The following is a 15,653-nucleotide window of genomic DNA, read 5'->3' as shown; positions in this document are numbered from 1 at the left end:
GTCAGCCCGGGGTCCCGGCGGGGCGCGCGCAGACGATCCCGGTCCACGTCAGCCCGGGGTCACGGCGGGGCGCGGGCCCGTCGTGCTGGCCCGTTCCACCAGGCGGGTCGGCACGAGCCGGACGCCGGTGACCGTCTCGCCGCGCAGCTCCCGCAGCGCGGCCTCGACGCACAACTCCCCGACCTGCGCGAAGTCCTGATGGACGGTGGTCAGCGGCGGGATGAAGGAGGCCGCCTCGGCGACGTCGTCGAAGCCGACGACGCTGATGTCCTCGGGCACCCGTACGCCCCGCTCGTGGAAGGCGCGCAGCACGCCGAGGGCCATCTGGTCGTTGGCGACGAAGACCGCCGTGCAGCCGGCCTCCTCGGCGAGCGCGAGCCCTGCCTCGTAACCGGACTCGGGCGTCCAGTCCCCGCGCAGCAGCGGGGGCACCTTCCGCCCCTCCTCGCGCAGCGAGACCTCCCAGGCCTCCGCGCGCCGGCCGGCGGCGAAGGACTCCTCGGGCCCGGCCACGTGCCACACCGTCTCGTGTCCGAGGTCCAGCAGGTGCCGTACGGCGACGCGGGCGCCCTGCCGCTGGTCGGTGTCCACGACGGGGAAGCGTCCCGTCGCGTCGGAGTCCACCACGACCACCTTGACGTGCGGCGGAAGTCTGAGCGCGGCGGTGTCGAGGAGGCGCACCTCCATGATGAGGACGACGGCGTCGACGGCGAGTTCGTCGAGCCGGGTGAAGGCCCCGCGCACACCGTCCTGGGTCGGCGCGTCCAGCGGGATGAGGGTGACGGCGTATCCCGCGCGGGAGGCGGAGCCCGCGATGGCCTCCAGGGTGCGCACGTTGCCGGTGCTGGACAGGCCCATGGTGATGACGCCGATGGCGCGGAAGTCGCCGCGTTTGAGGGCGCGGGCGGCGCTGTTGGGCCGGTAGCCGAGCTCCTTCATCGCGTCGAGGACCTTCTGCCGGGTGCCCTCGACCACGGCCGGGTCGCCGTTGGAGACCCGGGAGACGGTCTGCGAGGAGACCCCCGCGAGCTGGGCGACGTCCGCCATGGAGACGCGCCGCGGCCGTCCCCTCACCGCGCGTCGGCCGCCGGCGCCGCCCGCCGTCGACCGACCGGCCGTGTCCTTCTCCGCCACCCGAATCCCTCCATGTGACCGCTGTTCCGTGCTTGACGCTCCCCAGTGGGAGTGTCACCATCACGCTACCGATGATTACGTAAACATTTCTTGTCGGCCAGCCCCTGCAAGGCCGTTCTCCGGCCCTCGGGCGCGCACTTCTCGCTCCGCTCCTTCGGACCGCTCGGTCACCGACACAAGGACCCACGCCATGACGACCCAGTCGCCGCGCGCCGCGGCCGCCTCGCCGCCCCGGCCACGACCGCGCCTCCGGCCGCGCAAGGAGGCCCTCGTGGGCTGGGGCTTCGCCGGCCCGTTCGTCGCGGTCTTCGGTCTCGTCTTCCTCGCTCCGATCGGGTACGCGCTGTACCTGAGCCTGTTCAGGGACCGGCTCATCGGCGGCACCTCCTTCGTCGGTCTCGACAACTACGGCGAGGCGCTTGCGGACGCCCGGTTCTGGGAGGGGCTGACCCGGGTGGGCCTCTTCCTCCTGGTCCAGGTGCCCATCATGCTGGGCATCGCGCTCCTGGTCGCGCTCGCCGTCGACAGCGGCCGCCTCTACGGAGCGTCCTTCTTCCGCGTGTCGGTCTTCCTGCCGTACGCCGTCCCCGCGGTCGTCGCGGGCCTCATCTGGGGCTTCATGTACGGCACGCGGTTCGGGCTGGTCGGCGACATCGAGGACGCCCTCGGCGTCACCCTCCCCGACCCCCTCTCCCCCTCCCTGGTGCTCGCCTCCATCGGCAACATCGTGACCTGGGAGTACGTCGGATACAACATGCTGATCTTCTACTCGGCGCTCAAGGTCGTGCCCCGCTCCCTCTACGAGGCCGCCGCCATCGACGGGGCCGGGGAGTGGCGCGTGGTGACCTCGGTGAAGCTGCCCGCGATCCGCGGCTCGCTGGCCATCGCCACGATCTTCTCGATCATCGGCAGCTTCCAGCTCTTCAACGAGCCCAGCATCCTGCAGAAGCTCGCGCCGAACGCGATCACCAGCGACTACACCCCCAACGTCTACACCTACTCGCTGTCCTTCTCGGGACAGCAGCACAACTACGCGGCGACCGTCGCGATCGTGATGGGCGTCCTCACCGCGGTCATCGCGTACGCGGTCCAGCTGCGCGGCATGCGGAAGGGCTGAGCCGATGACCACCTCCCTGACCACCGCCCGGGACGGCTCCGCGGGATCGACGGCCGCCCGGAGGCCCGCCGGCACCGGGCCGAAGAGCCGCGGGCGGCGCCTGCGGACACCGCTCGACCCGGGCCCGAGCATCCCGCTGACCCTCGTCACCGGCCTCGTCCTCGTCTACACCCTGCTCCCGCTTGCCTGGCTGGTCGTCAACGCCACCAAGGACCAGGAGGGCCTGCTCGGCTCCTTCGGGCTGTGGTTCGCCGACGACTTCGACCTGTGGGGCAACATCACCCGCACCCTGACCTACGACGACGGTGTCTTCGTCCGCTGGCTGCTCAACACCCTGCTGTACGTCGCCGCCGGCGCGGGCGGCGCCACGGTCCTCGCCGTCCTCGGCGGCTACGCCCTCGCCACGTACGCCTTCCCCGGGCGCAAGGCCGTCTTCGCGGTGGTCATCGGAGCCGTCGCCGTACCCGGCACCGCGCTCGCCGTCCCCACCTTCCTGATGTTCAGCAAGATGGGCCTGACGAACACCCCGTGGGCCGTCGTCATCCCGTCCCTCATCTCCCCCTTCGGGCTCTACCTCATGTGGGTCTTCACCGCCGAGGCCGTGCCGAGGGAGCTCCTGGAGGCCGCCCGCATCGACGGCTCCGGCGAGCTGCGCACCTTCCTCACCATCGCGCTGCCGCTGCTCACGCCCGGCACGGTGACGGTGCTGCTCTTCTCCATGGTCGCGACCTGGAACAACTACTTCCTGCCGCTGATCATGATCAAGGACCCCGACTGGTACCCGCTCACCCTCGGGCTCAACGCCTGGAACGCGCAGGCCCAGACCGCCGGCGGCGAGGCCGTCTTCGACCTCATCGTCACCGGCTCCCTGCTCACGGTCGTCCCCATCGTGGCGGTCTTCCTGCTGCTCCAGCGGTACTGGCAGTCGGGCCTGTCCGCGGGCAGCGTCAAGGAATGACCCGCACGACCGCGCGCACCCGCCCCGCTCGCCCCACCCGCCCTATCCGCCCTATCCGCCCTTCCGCGCTTTTCGCCTGACGCCCACCAGCCCTGCCCCGCTTCTCATGGCTTCTCCCACCCTCATCACCCTCCAGGAGCACATCCCATGCGAACCCACACCCCACGCCGGCTCCTCGGCACCCTCGCCGTGGTCTGCGCGCTCACGCTCTCGGCCACGGCCTGCGGGTCCGACGCCTCGGACGGCGCCTCCGGCGCGACCGGTCCCAAGGACGTCGCGGCCGCACTGGCGAAGGGCGGCAAGGTGACCGTGTGGGCCTGGGAGCCCACCCTGAAGAAGGTGGTGGAGGACTTCGAGAAGAAGTACCCCAAGGTGGACGTCGAGCTGGTCAACGCGGGCACCGGCGACAAGCAGTACACCGCACTGCAGAACGCGATGGCGGCCGGCTCCGGCGCCCCGGACGTGGCCCAGATCGAGTACTACGCCCTCGGCCAGTTCACCATCGGCAAGTCCGTCGAGGACCTCGCCCCCTACGGTGCGCGCAAGCACGCCACGAGCTTCACCCCCGGCCCCTGGAACGCCGTCCACCAGGACGCGTCCATCTACGCCCTCCCGATGGACTCGGGCCCGATGGCGTTCTTCTACAACAAGAAGGTCTTCGACAAGCACCACATCGAGGTCCCCACGACCTGGGACGAGTACGTCGAGGCCGCCCGCACCCTCCACAAGGCCGACCCGAAGGCCTACATCACCAACGACACGGGCGACGCCGGTGCCACCACCAGTCTGATCTGGCAGGCCGGCGGCCACCCGTACAAGACCCGGGGCACCGACGTCACCATCGACTTCACCGACGAGGGCTCCAGGACCTACACGGCCACCTGGCAGAAGCTCCTCGACGAGAAGCTGGTCGCGCCCGTCACCTCCTGGAGCGACGCCTGGTACAAGGGCCTCGCCGACGGCTCCATCGCCACCCTCTCCATCGGCGCCTGGATGCCCGCCAACCTCTCCTCCGGCGTGCCCACCGCCTCCGGCGACTGGCGGGTCGCCCCGCTCCCGCAGTGGAAGGCGGGCGCCAGGGCCAGCGCCGAGAACGGCGGTAGCTCCCTCGCCGTCCCGAAGGCCGCCAAGAACAAGGAACTGGCCTACGCCTTCACCGAGTTCGCCACCACCGGGGCCGGTGCCGCCGGCCGCGTCGCGCAGGGCGCCTTCCCCGCGACCCGCGCCGATCTCGAGTCCAAGGCGTTCCTCGACGCCGAGTTCCCGTACTTCGGCGGGCAGAAGGCCAACCGGATCTTCGCCGAGTCCGCGCGGAACGTCGTCGCCGACTGGAACTACCTGCCCTACCAGGTCTACGCCAACTCGGTCTTCAACGACACCGTCGGCAAGGCCTACGTCTCCGCCACGAAGCTCGACGCCGGCCTGAAGGCCTGGCAGGAGGTCAGCGTGAAGTACGGCGCCGACCAGGGATTCACCGTCAACAAGTAGGCGCTCACCGCTCCCCGGCCGCCCGCATGCCCCTGGCGCGGGCGGCCTTCGCGGCGTCGTCGGAGCCGAGCAGGTCGAGGACGGCGAGGGCCTGGTCCGGCCGGCCGGACGCGGCCAGGACGGCGCCGCCGAACAGGGAGCTGATGGCGGCGGCGCCCGGGAGGGGGCCGACGACGGTGACGCCGGGGAGGTCCATGAGCTCGCTGTGCTGCTGGAAGGCGAGGTCCGCCCGGCCGGCGGCGAGCAGGCTCCCGGCCGGGATGCCCGGCGGGGCCTGGACGAGACGGCCGGCCAGGGCGTCGGTGAGGTCCAGTCGGGCGATCAGCTCGACGAGGGCGGTTCCGCTGGGCCCCGTGGAGTAGGCGACGTGCCGCGCGGCGAGCAGCGCGGCCCGCAGCTCGGCCTCGGTGGCGAGGGCCGGGACGGGCGCGCCTTCCGGGACCGCGGCGACGACCTGCGAGACCCACAACGGGCGGGCCGTGCCGGGCCTGAGGTGCCCTTCCTTCTCCAGCGCGGCGAGTGCTCCGTCGGCGAGCACGAGGAGGTCGGCCGGCACGCCCTCGCGGACCCGTCGGGCGATCTCGACGCCGCCGGCGGACTCGAAGCGCACCGCGAGGCCGTGCGCGCGCCGGAGGTGTTCCGACAGCTCGGCCAGCACGGGCTTCGTCGCCATCGAGGAAAGCCCGGAGATCTCCACGTCCACGTCACATCCTTGGTTGTCCGGCAGGTGGTACGGAGTGTCCGGCAGATGGTACGGCGCCGGGCAGGGCGGCTCAACGGCGGTCTGCGAGACTGGCGGTGTGAGCGATACCCGCAGCACGGCGGCCGGCAAGGTCCTCGAAGTCCTGTCCGCGTTCGACCGCGAGCACCCGTCGCGGACCCTGTCGGAGATCGCCCAGCGCACCGGCCTCGCCCTGAGCACGGCGCACCGGGTGGTCGCGGAGCTGGCGGCGTTCGGCGCGCTGGAGCGCGCGGAGGACGGGTCGTGGCACGTGGGGCTGAGGCTGTGGGAGATCGCCTCGGGGTGTCCGCGCACGCAGATCCTGCGGGATGTGGCGCTGCCGTTCATGCAGGACCTGTACGAGGCCACGCACGAGAACGTCCAGCTGGCCGTGCGCGAGGGCACCGAGCTCGTCTTCGTCGAGCGGATCGCGGGGCACCGCTCGGTGCAGCTCCTGACGATGGTGGGGTCGAGGTTCCCCGTCGGCTCCACCGGCATGGGCCGCGTCCTGCTCGCGCACGCGCCGCGGGACATCCAGGAGGAGGTCCTCGACTCGCCGCACCGCGCCTGGACCCCGCACACCGTCACCGACCCGAAGACGCTGCGGGCGCAGCTGGACCGGATCCGCCGCGAGCAGGTATTCGTGAGCGACCGGCAGCTGTCCGAGGACACGGTCGCGGTCGCCGCCCCCGTGCGGATCGGGCGGTCCGGGCCCGTCAGCGCGGCCCTCGGGATCGTCGTCGCGGCCCGCACGGCGAGCCGGGCGCGGGGCCTTCGCGAGCCGCTGCTGCGGGCGGCGTACGGCATCTCCGAGGAGCTCGGCCGGCGGGCCCGTACCGGGGTCTGACCTGCGGGCGATCTCACGGAGGGCTTCCGCCTGACGGAAACGCCGGCGACCGGGTGCCGGAGCCGGTGCCAACGTTCGGGGTGTTCGGAACGTTCGCAGCCGCTCAGGAGAACCCATGGCCGACGCCCCCGTCGACACCGTCGTCTCGGTACCCGTCGCAGTGATCGGTGCAGGTCCCGCGGGCCTGATGCTGGCGCACCGGCTCGGGCGTGCCGGGGTCGGGACCATCGTGCTGGACACCCGCACCCGCCACGAGATCGAGACGACGCAGCGGGCCGGCATCCTGGAGGCCGACGCGGCCCGCGACCTCGTCGAGACGGGCGTCTCCGACCGGATCCTGCGCGACGGCCACGAGCACGAGGGCCTCGAACTCCGTTTCGGCGGGCGGCCGCACCGCATCCACCTCAAGAAGCTGGTGGGCGAGTCCGTCTGGCTCTATCCGCAGACCGACGTCTTCGTCGACCTGGCCGACGCCCGTGAACGCGACGGCGGCGCCGTCCACTTCGGGATCCGCGACACCGAGGTGCTCGATCTCGCCACCGCCGCACCGCGCGTGCGCTACACCGCTCCGGACGGCGCCCGGCACGAGATCCGGGCCCGGTACGTGGTGGGCGCGGACGGCTCGCGCAGCATGTGCCGCGACCTGGTCCCCGAGGACCGGCGGGTGCGCTACGGCACGGAGTACCCGTTCGCCTGGTTCGGGATCCTCGCCGAAGCCCCCGCGAGTGCGCCCGAGTTGGTCTACGCCCACTCCGAGCACGGCTTCGCGCTGATCAGCCAGCGCACCGAGACCGTCCAGCGGATGTACTTCCAGTGCCGTCCCGACGAGTCGCCCGAGGACTGGCCGGACGACCGCGTCTGGGAGACCCTCCAGGCGCGGGTGGCCGGGCAGGACGGCTTCCGCCTCCACGAGGGTCCGATCGTCGAGAAGACCGTTCTTCGGTTCCGTTCGTTCGTCCAGGAACCGATGCGCTGGGGCTCCATGGCCCTGGCGGGCGACGCCGCGCACACGGTGCCGCCGACCGGCGCCCGCGGGCTCAACCTCGCGCTGCACGACGTGAAGGTGCTCGCGGACGTCCTGCTGAGGGCGCTCGGCAGCGCGGGTGAGGGCGCGCTGGACGCGTACCAGCCGAGCGCCCTCCAGCGGGTGTGGCGGGCCCAGAACTTCTCGTACTGGATGACCCAGCTGCTGCACACGGCGCCCGGCGGCTCGCCGTTCGACCTGCGGCGCCAGCTCGGCGAGCTGGACAACGTGGTCGGCACTCTCTCCGGCCGCACCTATCTCGCCGAGCAGTACACCGGCTGGCCCGGCCGCGCCCACGCCCTCTGACCCCGGACGACCACGAGGCTTCCCATGATCATCGACTGTCACGGCCACTTCACCACCGCCCCCGCGCAGCTGGCGCGGTGGCGCGACCGGCAGATCGCGGCGGCCGAGGGCCGCGGCCCCGTCCCCGACCCCGACGAGCTGCTCATCACCGACGAGGAGCTGCGCGCCGCGATCGAGGGCAACCAGCTGCGGCTGATGGACGAACGCGGCAGCGACCTCACCATCTTCTCGCCGCGCGCCAGCTTCATGGCCCACCACATCGGCGACCTCGCCGTCTCCTCGGTGTGGGCGCGGATCTGCAACGACCTGGTCCACCGGGTCAGCGCCCTCTATCCCGACCGGTTCGCGATGGGCGCCATGCTGCCGCAGTCCCCGGGCGTGGACCCGGCGAGCTGTCTGCCCGAGCTGCGCCGCGCCGTCGAGGAGCTGGGCGCGGTCACCGTCAACCTCAACCCCGACCCCTCGGGCGGCCGTTGGACCGCTCCGCCGCTGACCGACCGCAGCTGGTACCCGCTCTACGAGGCGATGGCGGAGTACGACATCCCCGCGATGATCCACGTCAGCACCTCCTGCAACCCGGCCTTCCACACCACCGGCGCGCACTACCTGAACGCCGACACCACGGCGTTCATGCAGCTGGTCCAGGGCGATCTGTTCGCCGACTTCCCGACGCTGAGGTTCGTCATCCCGCACGGCGGAGGCGCCGTGCCCTACCACTGGGGCCGGTTCCGCGGCCTGGCGATGGCGCTCGGCAGGCCGGAGCCGGAGACGCTGCTCGACAACGTCTTCTTCGACACCTGTGTCTACCACCAGCCCGGTATCGACCTGCTGACCCGGGTGATCCCCAGCCGGTCCGTGCTCTTCGCCAGCGAGATGATCGGCGCGGTCCGCGACCGCGACCCGCGCACCGGCCACCACTTCGACGACACCCGGCGGTACGTCGACGCCGCCGCGCACCTGTCCGACGAGGAGCGCGCCGCCGTCTACTCGGGCAACGCCCTGCGCGTCTACCCCCGGCTCGCCGCCCGCCTCGCCGCGGCCGGCCGCTGACCCAAGGAGAGGGAGCCATGGAACACACCGAGATCGGCGTCGTCCACACGAAGATCGACCGGGCCGACCCCAGGGCCGTCGCGGAGCTGTCGGCGTTCGGCGTCGCCACGATCCACGAGGCGATGGGGCGGGTCGGGCTCATGCGGCCCTGGCTGCGCCCGGTCTATCCGAAGGCCCGGATGTGCGGCACGGCGGTGACCGTGCTCCTCCAGCCCGGCGACAACTGGATGCTGCACGTCGCCGCCGAGCAGATCCGCGACGGGGACGTCGTCGTCGCCGCGTGTACGACCGAGAGCGAGGACGGCTTCTTCGGCGAGCTGCTCGCCACCTCGTTCCGGGCCCGTGGCTGCCGCGGCCTGGTCATCGACGGCGGGGTCCGCGACGTCACCGACCTGGAGGCGATGGACTTCCCCGTGTTCTCCCGCGCGGTCAACGCCAAGGGGACGGTCAAGGCCACCCTCGGCTCGGTCAACGTGCCCGTGGTCTGCGGAAACGCGCTCGTGCGCCCCGGTGACGTGGTCGTCGCGGACGCCGACGGCGTCGTCGTGGTGCCCCGCGAGCGCGCCGCCGAGGTGGCCGCCGCCTCGGCCGCCCGCGAGGCCGCCGAGGAGGGCAAGCGCGCCCAGTTCCGCGCGGGGCGGCTCGGACTCGACCTGTACGGCATGCGCGGTCCGCTCGCCGAGCTCGGCCTGCGGTACGAGGACTGAGGGGACGGGGACCGACGATGACGACGCACTTCGAGAAGACCCCCGGCTGGCTGGACTGGTACGCCGGTCCGAGCCTGCCGCACTTCCGGCTCCCCGAGGGCGCGGTGGACGCGCACTGCCATGTCTTCGGCCCGGGCGAGGAGTTCCCGTACGCCCCCGAGCGCAAGTACACCCCGTGCGACGCCTCCAAGGAGCAGCTCTTCGCCCTCCGCGACCGCCTCGGCTTCGCCCGCAACGTGGTGGTGCAGGCGACCTGCCACGGCGCCGACAACACCGCCATGGTCGACGCCCTGCGCGCCTCCGGCGGGCTGGCCCGGGGCGTGGCGACGCTGCGGTCCGACGTCACCGACGAGCAGGTGCGCGAGCTGCACGAGGCCGGTGTCCGCGGGGTGCGGTTCAACTTCGTGAAGCGTCTGGTGGACGCGGCGCCCGAGCAGGAGCTGCTGGACATCGTCGCGAGGATCGCACCGTACGGCTGGCACGTCGTCGTCTACTTCGAGGCGGCGGACCTCGCCGAGCTGCGGGACTTCTTCCTGTCGATCCCGGTGCCGCTCGTCATCGACCACATGGGCCGGCCGGACACCGCCCAGGACCCGCGGGGGCCCGCGTTCGAGGCCTTCCTTGACCTCATGCGGGCCAGGTCCGACATCTGGTGCAAGGTGACGTGCCCGGAACGCCTCTCGCTGAGCGGTCCGCCGGCCCTCGACGGCGAGCGGGCGGCCTACCGGGACGTCGTCCCCTTCGCCCGCCGGGTGGTCGAGGAGTTCCCCGGCCGGGTGCTGTGGGGCACCGACTGGCCGCACCCCAACCTCACCGACCACATGCCCGACGACGGGCTGCTCGTCGACTTCGTCCCGCACATCGCCCCGACGCCGGAGCTGCGGCACCGGCTGCTCGTGGCCAACCCGATGCGCCTGTACTGGCCGGACGCCGACTGACCCCTCCCTCGATTGGAGCCCCAGCATGTCGCTGGACAAGACCTACAAGCTGGTTCCGGGGACGACCATCTTCGACTCCGAGCAGTCGGCCAAGGGCTACCACCTCAACCAGTTCTGCATGTCGCTGATGACGCGGGAGAACCGCGCGGCCTACCTCGCCGACGAGCGCGCCTACCTGGACGCCTGGCCGCTGCGCGAGGAGCAGAAGCGGGCGCTGCTCGACCGCGACCTCAACGCGGCGATGCGCGAGGGCGGCAACATCTACTTCCTCGCCAAGTGGGGTGCGACGCTGGGATTCTCGTTCCAGCAGATGGCGGGCTCGATGACCGGCATGACCGAGGAGGAGTACCGCGCGATGATGGTCGGCGGCGGCCGATCCGTCGAGGGGAACCGGATCGACCACGCCGTCCTCGAAGCCGCCCACGCCCCCGCCCCGCCGGCGGAGCACGCCGAGATCACCGCCGCCGTCTTCACCTCGCACGTGCCGGCGATCGGCGCGGCGATGGACCACGGAAAGACCGAAGAGCCCTACTGGCAGCCGGTGTTCGCGGGGTACGAGTACTCCAGGGCCTGGCAGCGGGAGAACGTCCCCGACGTCGTCTTCCTGGTCTACAACGACCACGCGAGCGCCTTCGACCAGTCGCTGGTCCCGACCTTCGTGCTCGGCACCGGCGCCTCCTTCCCCGCCGCCGACGAGGGGTACGGACCCCGCCCCGTGCCCGGTGTCGAGGGCCATCCCGAGCTGGCCGCGCATATCGCGCACGCGCTGATCCGGGACGACTTCGACCTCACCCTCGCCAACGAGATGAGCGTCGACCACGGTCTCACCGTCCCGCTGTCGCTGTTGTTCGGCGACCTCGGCGGCGCGGAGTCCTGGCCGTGCAAGGTCATCCCGTTCCACGTCAACGTGGTGCAGTACCCGGTTCCCTCGGGCGCCCGCTGCTTCAGGCTCGGCCAGGCCCTGCGCCGGGCCGTCGAGTCCTACGACCGCCCGCTCAAGGTGCAGGTGTGGGGCACCGGCGGCATGAGCCACCAGCTGCAGGGCCCGCGCGCCGGGCTGATCAACCGCGAGTGGGACAACGCCTTCCTCGACCGCCTCGTGGCGGACCCGGCGGGCCTGGCCGAGGTGCCCCACCTGGAGTACGTCGAGGAGGCCGGCTCCGAGGGCATCGAGCTGGTCATGTGGCTGATCGCCCGGGGGGCGCTGAGCGACGTCGACGGCTCGGGCGAGGTCGAGCTCAAGCACCGCTTCTACCATGTCCCGGCGTCCAACACCGCCGTCGGACACCTGATCCTGGAAAACCGCCCGCGGGCCGCAGCGCCCGCCGTGAAGGAGTGACCATGACTGACGACCGGACCCTGCGGATCGCCCTGGCGGGCGGCGGCGCCTTCGGCGCCAAGCACGCGGCCGCGCTGCAGCGGATCGAGGGCGTCGAGGTGGCCGCCGTGGTGAGCAGCAGCCTCGAACGCGCCCGGAAGTTCGCCGCGGAGCAGGGCGTGGGGCGCCCCGTCGCGACCCTGGACGAGGTGCTCGCGATGGACGACATCGACGCCGTCATCCTCGCCACGCCCACCCAGATGCACGCCGCGCAGACCCTGGCCTGCCTGGAGGCGGGCAAGCACGTGCAGGTCGAGATCCCGCTCGCCGACTCGCTCGGCGACGCCGAGGCCTGCCTCGCGGCGCAGCGCCGCACCGGACTCGTCGCGATGGCGGGCCACACCCGGCGCTTCAACCCCAGCCACCAGTGGGTGCGCCGGCGGATCGAGGCCGGCGAGTTCGGCATCCAGCAGATGGACGTGCAGACGTACTTCTTCCGCCGCGAGAACCTCAACGCCCTCGGTGAGCCGCGGTCCTGGACCGACCACCTGCTCTGGCACCACGCCGCGCACACGGTCGACCTGTTCGCCTACCAGACCGGCTCGCCGATCGTGCAGGCCAACGCCGTCCAGGGCCCGATCCACCCCGAGCTCGGCATCGCGATGGACATGTCCATCCAGCTCCGCGCGGAGAACGGCGCCATCTGCACGCTGTCGCTCTCGTTCAACAACGACGGGCCGCTCGGCACCTTCTTCCGCTACATCGGCGACACCGGCACCTACATCGCCCGGTACGACGACCTCTTCACCGGCAGGGACGAGCCGATCGACGTCAGCGGAGTCGACGTGTCGATGGACGGCATCGAGCTCCAGGACCGCGAGTTCGTCGCCGCGATCCGCGAGGGCCGCGAGCCGAACTCCTCCCTCGCCCAGGTGCTGGCCTGCTACCGCACCCTGGCGGACCTGGAGCGGCAGCTCGACGCCTCCTCCCGCCGATGAGCCCGGCCGCGGGGGCGCCGCGCGGGATCGGGCCGTTCGAGGTCCCGGCGGTCGGCCTGGGCTGTATGAACCTGAGCCACGCCTACGGCGAGCCGGTGTCGCCCGAGGAGGCCGAGCGGCTGCTCCTGACGGCGCTGGACGAGGGCGTCACGCTCTTCGACACCGCCGCCCTCTACGGCTTCGGCGCCAACGAGGAGCTGCTCGGCCGGGTGCTCGCCGCCCATCGCGACCGGATCGTGCTGGCCAGCAAGTGCGGCATGACCGGTGTCGACGGCCGGCGCGTCATCGACGGCAGGCCCGAGACCCTGCGGCGCACCGCCGACGAGGCCCTGGCCCGGCTGCGCACCGACGTCATCGACCTCTACTACCTGCACCGGCTGGACCGGCGGGTCCCGGTGGAGGAGAGCGTCGGGGCACTGGCCGGTCTCGTGGAGGCGGGCAAGGTGCGGGCGATCGGCCTGTCCGAGGTGTCCGCGGCGACCCTGCGCCGCGCGCACGCCGTGCACCCGGTCGCCGCGCTGCAGAACGAGTACAGCCTGTGGTCGCGCAACCCGGAGCGGGGGACGCTGGAGGCGGCCCGTGAACTGGGCGTGGCGCTGGTGGCGTTCAGCCCGCTGGCCCGCGGCTTCCTCACCGCGGAGCCCCCGCGGCTCGACGCCCTTCCGCCGGGGGACATCCGGCGGGCCATGCCCCGATTCGACGAGCGGCACTACCCCGGCAACCTGGTGCTGCGCGAGGAGCTGAGGAAGATCGCCGAGGACGCCGGCCTCAGCCTGCCGCAGCTGGCCCTGGCCTGGGTCGTCTCCCGGGGCCCGCACGTCGTCGCGATCCCCGGCACCCGCTCGGTGGCCCATCTGCGGGAGAACCTGTCCGTCCTCGGTCTCGACGTTCCGGCCGGGGCGCTCGACGCGGCGGGCCGGGTGCTGAACGCCGGGACCGTGCACGGGCCCCGCTACCCGGAGGCCTCGCTCGCCGAGATCGACACCGAGCGCTGCGGCCGGGCGGGCTGAGCGCGGGTCCCCCGGGACAACTGGTGCAGCCGGAGCGCGAGATGGAGCTCCAGGGCGCTGGCGGGCGTGTTCCAGTCGGGGCCCAGGAGCTGCGCGACGCGGTCGAGGCGCTGGACGACGGTGTTGACGTGGACGTGGAGGGCGTCCTTGGCGCGCGAGAGGCTGGCTCCCTGGTCGTAGTAGGCGTGAAGGGTGCGCACCAGTTCGGTGCCGCGCTCGGCGTCGTAGGCGAGGACCGGGCCGAGGACGCGCTGCACGTACGAGCCGACGTCGGCCCGGTCGCCGAGCAGCACCCCGATGAAGCCGAGGTCGGCGATGTCGGCGCCCTCTCCGGTGCGTTCGAGGGCGTGCAGTGCCGACAGGCAGCGCAGCGCCTCGTCGTGCAGGGCGGCGAGGTGGTGCGGCCCCCTGCCGGGTCCGGCCGCGCCCACGGTGACGGGTGCGCCGGTGATGCGTGCGAGGTCGGCGGCGAGGTCGCGGGCGAAGGCGCCGGGGTGTTCGCAGGGCACGAGCAGGACGCTGTGCCCGTGCCGGGCGCCGGCCAGGCCGCCGAGGCCGCGCGCGACCCGGGCGGTCTCCGTGGCGAGCCGGGGGCGCAGGGCGGGCTCGCTGTCGAGGACGGCGATGGCGTGCGGCCGGCCCAGGTCGACGCCCAGGCGGCGGGCGCGCAGGGTGAGGCTGCCCGCGTCCCAGTGGGACGTGGCGGCCGGGCCCGCGAGGAGGTCGTCGAGGAGTTCGCCCCGCACCCGGTCCTCGGTCTCGGCGACCGAGCGGCGGATGAGCAGGAGCATGGCGGTGACGAGCGCCGCGCGTTCGAACAGGCGCCGGTCGGCCTCGGTGAGGTCCTCGCGTCCGGTCAGGACGATGCTGCCCAGCGGTTCGGCACCGGCGAGGACGGCGCAGGTCCACACGCCGTGGGCGTGGACGGCGCGGCCCTCGCCGTGCGCCGGGCCGAGGCCGACGGTGGCGGGGGGCACCGGTGCGGTGCCGACCCGGGCCAGCTCGGTGCCGTCGGTGTCGTGGACGGCCACTCCCCCGCCGAGCAGCGCCGCGATCTCGGCCGCCACCTCGTCGGTGCCGGCGCCGCGCAGGACCAGTCTGGACAGCCGGTCGTGGGCGTCGGACGCCTGGTGCAGGGCCTCGCTGTGGGCGCGGGCCGTCGCGTTGGCGGCTTCGAGCCGGGCGAGGGCGGTGCGGATCTCCTCCAGGCGGCGGGCGCTGTCGATGGCGACGGCGGCGTGGTCGGCGAGCGAGCCGAGCAGGGCGATGGCGTCGGGGGTGAACTCGCGTGGGGTGCGGTCGGCGGCGAAGAGGACGCCGATGATCTCCTCGCCCAGCCGCAGCGGGACGCCGAGGATGCCGCGGAGCCCTTCCTCGGCCACGCCGTCGTCGATGGTGCCGGTGTGCCGGTAGCGCCGGTCGGTGCGGTAGTCCGTGCTGGCGTAGGGGCGGGCGGTCTGCGCGACGAGACCGCCGAGCCCCTCGCCCATGCCGAGGCGCAGCTGCTGGAAGGCCGCGGAGACGGAGCCCTCGGTGACCCGCATGAAGGTGTCCTGCGCGACCGGGTCGTTCAGGGTCAGATAGGCGACGTCGGAGCCGAGCAGGGTGCGGGCCCGGCGCACGATGGCGCGCAGCACGGCGTCGAGGTCCCGCAGGCCTGCCAGGTCGCCCGCGGTGTCGAACAGCGCCACCAGTTCGGCCTCCCGGCGCCGGTGCTGGTCGAGGACCCGCCGTACGGACAGGGCGGCCTCGGTGGCCTCCTCGATGCGTGCGGTGTCCTCGGGGCCCGCTCCGCCGGCCCGTGAGCGCGCGGGCTGGGCGGCGAGCTCCGGTGCCGGGGCGTCGGCGGCGAGCAGGTCGAGCAGGTGGCGCGCGGCCGTCTCGGCGGTCGACGGCGTCGGGGCATCGGCTCGACGGCCGGCGGTCATGGGGCCTCCTCGCGGCCTGGGGGCGGGCGGTGCGTGCTGCGGTGGGGCGTAGGGGCCCGGTCTGCCGTCGTCACCCCCTGGTGACGGCAGACCGGGCGGCTCGCTGGTG

Annotated in this window: 14 protein-coding genes; 11 read left to right on the top strand and 3 right to left on the bottom strand. The window is 72.8% G+C overall.

Features of this window, described 5'->3' with window-relative positions; all coding sequences use genetic code 11:
* Window positions 1-48 precede the first annotated feature (48 nt).
* On the bottom strand, window positions 49-1,047 hold the full coding sequence (locus ACH414_RS00995) for a LacI family DNA-binding transcriptional regulator (RefSeq protein WP_398940749.1): 999 nt from the start codon (window positions 1,045-1,047) through the stop codon (window positions 49-51).
* Between the two features lie 277 nt (window positions 1,048-1,324).
* On the opposite strand from ACH414_RS00995, the gene ACH414_RS00990 reads away from it, so the two are divergent.
* From ACH414_RS00990 to ACH414_RS00980, 3 genes are all read left to right on the top strand, one after another.
* Entirely contained in the window at window positions 1,325-2,251 is a 927-nt protein-coding gene (locus tag ACH414_RS00990) for a carbohydrate ABC transporter permease (protein ID WP_382544843.1), read from the top strand.
* 4 nt (window positions 2,252-2,255) lie between these two features.
* Complete coding sequence (locus ACH414_RS00985; RefSeq protein ID WP_398940490.1) at window positions 2,256-3,209, top strand: carbohydrate ABC transporter permease; 954 nt, start codon at window positions 2,256-2,258, stop codon at window positions 3,207-3,209.
* A 147-nt stretch (window positions 3,210-3,356) separates the two neighbouring features.
* On the top strand, window positions 3,357-4,697 hold the full coding sequence (locus tag ACH414_RS00980) for an ABC transporter substrate-binding protein (RefSeq protein ID WP_398940489.1): 1,341 nt from the start codon (window positions 3,357-3,359) through the stop codon (window positions 4,695-4,697).
* 4 nt (window positions 4,698-4,701) lie between these two features.
* Here ACH414_RS00980 and ACH414_RS00975 read toward each other — a convergent pair whose 3' ends face one another.
* On the bottom strand, window positions 4,702-5,400 hold the full coding sequence (locus ACH414_RS00975; RefSeq protein ID WP_398940488.1) for a substrate-binding domain-containing protein: 699 nt from the start codon (window positions 5,398-5,400) through the stop codon (window positions 4,702-4,704).
* Window positions 5,401-5,497: 97 nt separating this feature from the next.
* On the opposite strand from ACH414_RS00975, the gene ACH414_RS00970 reads away from it, so the two are divergent.
* The 8 genes from ACH414_RS00970 to ACH414_RS00935 all read left to right on the top strand — a co-directional run bounded on the left by ACH414_RS00970 (window position 5,498) and on the right by ACH414_RS00935 (window position 13,616).
* Complete coding sequence (locus ACH414_RS00970; protein WP_382544855.1) at window positions 5,498-6,265, top strand: IclR family transcriptional regulator; 768 nt, start codon at window positions 5,498-5,500, stop codon at window positions 6,263-6,265.
* A gap of 115 nt (window positions 6,266-6,380) precedes the next feature.
* Window positions 6,381-7,595 (top strand): 4-hydroxybenzoate 3-monooxygenase, encoded by a 1,215-nt coding sequence (locus ACH414_RS00965; RefSeq protein ID WP_382544858.1) that lies wholly within the window; start codon window positions 6,381-6,383, stop codon window positions 7,593-7,595.
* Window positions 7,596-7,619: 24 nt separating this feature from the next.
* A complete protein-coding gene (locus ACH414_RS00960; RefSeq protein ID WP_398940487.1) occupies window positions 7,620-8,645 on the top strand; it encodes an amidohydrolase family protein in 1,026 nt (341 codons plus the stop codon).
* Window positions 8,646-8,662: 17 nt separating this feature from the next.
* Complete coding sequence (gene ligK / locus ACH414_RS00955) at window positions 8,663-9,352, top strand: 4-carboxy-4-hydroxy-2-oxoadipate aldolase/oxaloacetate decarboxylase (protein ID WP_382544864.1); 690 nt, start codon at window positions 8,663-8,665, stop codon at window positions 9,350-9,352.
* 17 nt (window positions 9,353-9,369) lie between these two features.
* Window positions 9,370-10,290 carry an amidohydrolase family protein gene (locus tag ACH414_RS00950; RefSeq protein ID WP_398940486.1) on the top strand — a complete coding sequence of 307 codons (921 nt, stop codon included), beginning with the start codon at window positions 9,370-9,372 and terminating at the stop codon, window positions 10,288-10,290.
* Between the two features lie 25 nt (window positions 10,291-10,315).
* Window positions 10,316-11,629: a protocatechuate 4,5-dioxygenase subunit alpha gene (ligA, locus tag ACH414_RS00945; protein WP_398940485.1), complete on the top strand. Its 1,314-nt coding sequence runs from the start codon at window positions 10,316-10,318 to the stop codon at window positions 11,627-11,629.
* Window positions 11,630-11,631: 2 nt separating this feature from the next.
* A complete protein-coding gene (locus ACH414_RS00940; protein ID WP_398940484.1) occupies window positions 11,632-12,606 on the top strand; it encodes a Gfo/Idh/MocA family oxidoreductase in 975 nt (324 codons plus the stop codon).
* A complete protein-coding gene (locus tag ACH414_RS00935; RefSeq protein ID WP_382544876.1) occupies window positions 12,603-13,616 on the top strand; it encodes an aldo/keto reductase in 1,014 nt (337 codons plus the stop codon). Before ACH414_RS00940 ends, ACH414_RS00935 begins: the two co-directional genes overlap by 4 nt.
* Here ACH414_RS00935 and ACH414_RS00930 read toward each other — a convergent pair.
* Window positions 13,559-15,544 carry a helix-turn-helix domain-containing protein gene (locus ACH414_RS00930; protein WP_398940483.1) on the bottom strand — a complete coding sequence of 662 codons (1,986 nt, stop codon included), beginning with the start codon at window positions 15,542-15,544 and terminating at the stop codon, window positions 13,559-13,561. The two genes, ACH414_RS00935 and ACH414_RS00930, sit on opposite strands and share 58 nt — an antisense overlap.
* Between the last annotated feature and the right edge of the window lie 109 nt (window positions 15,545-15,653).

This window comes from Streptomyces sp. NPDC020422, assembly GCF_044386705.1.
Classification (GTDB): Bacteria; Actinomycetota; Actinomycetes; order Streptomycetales; family Streptomycetaceae; genus Streptomyces.
Note: the sequence above shows the minus strand (reverse complement) of the source record. Positions and strands in the feature narration are given on the sequence as shown.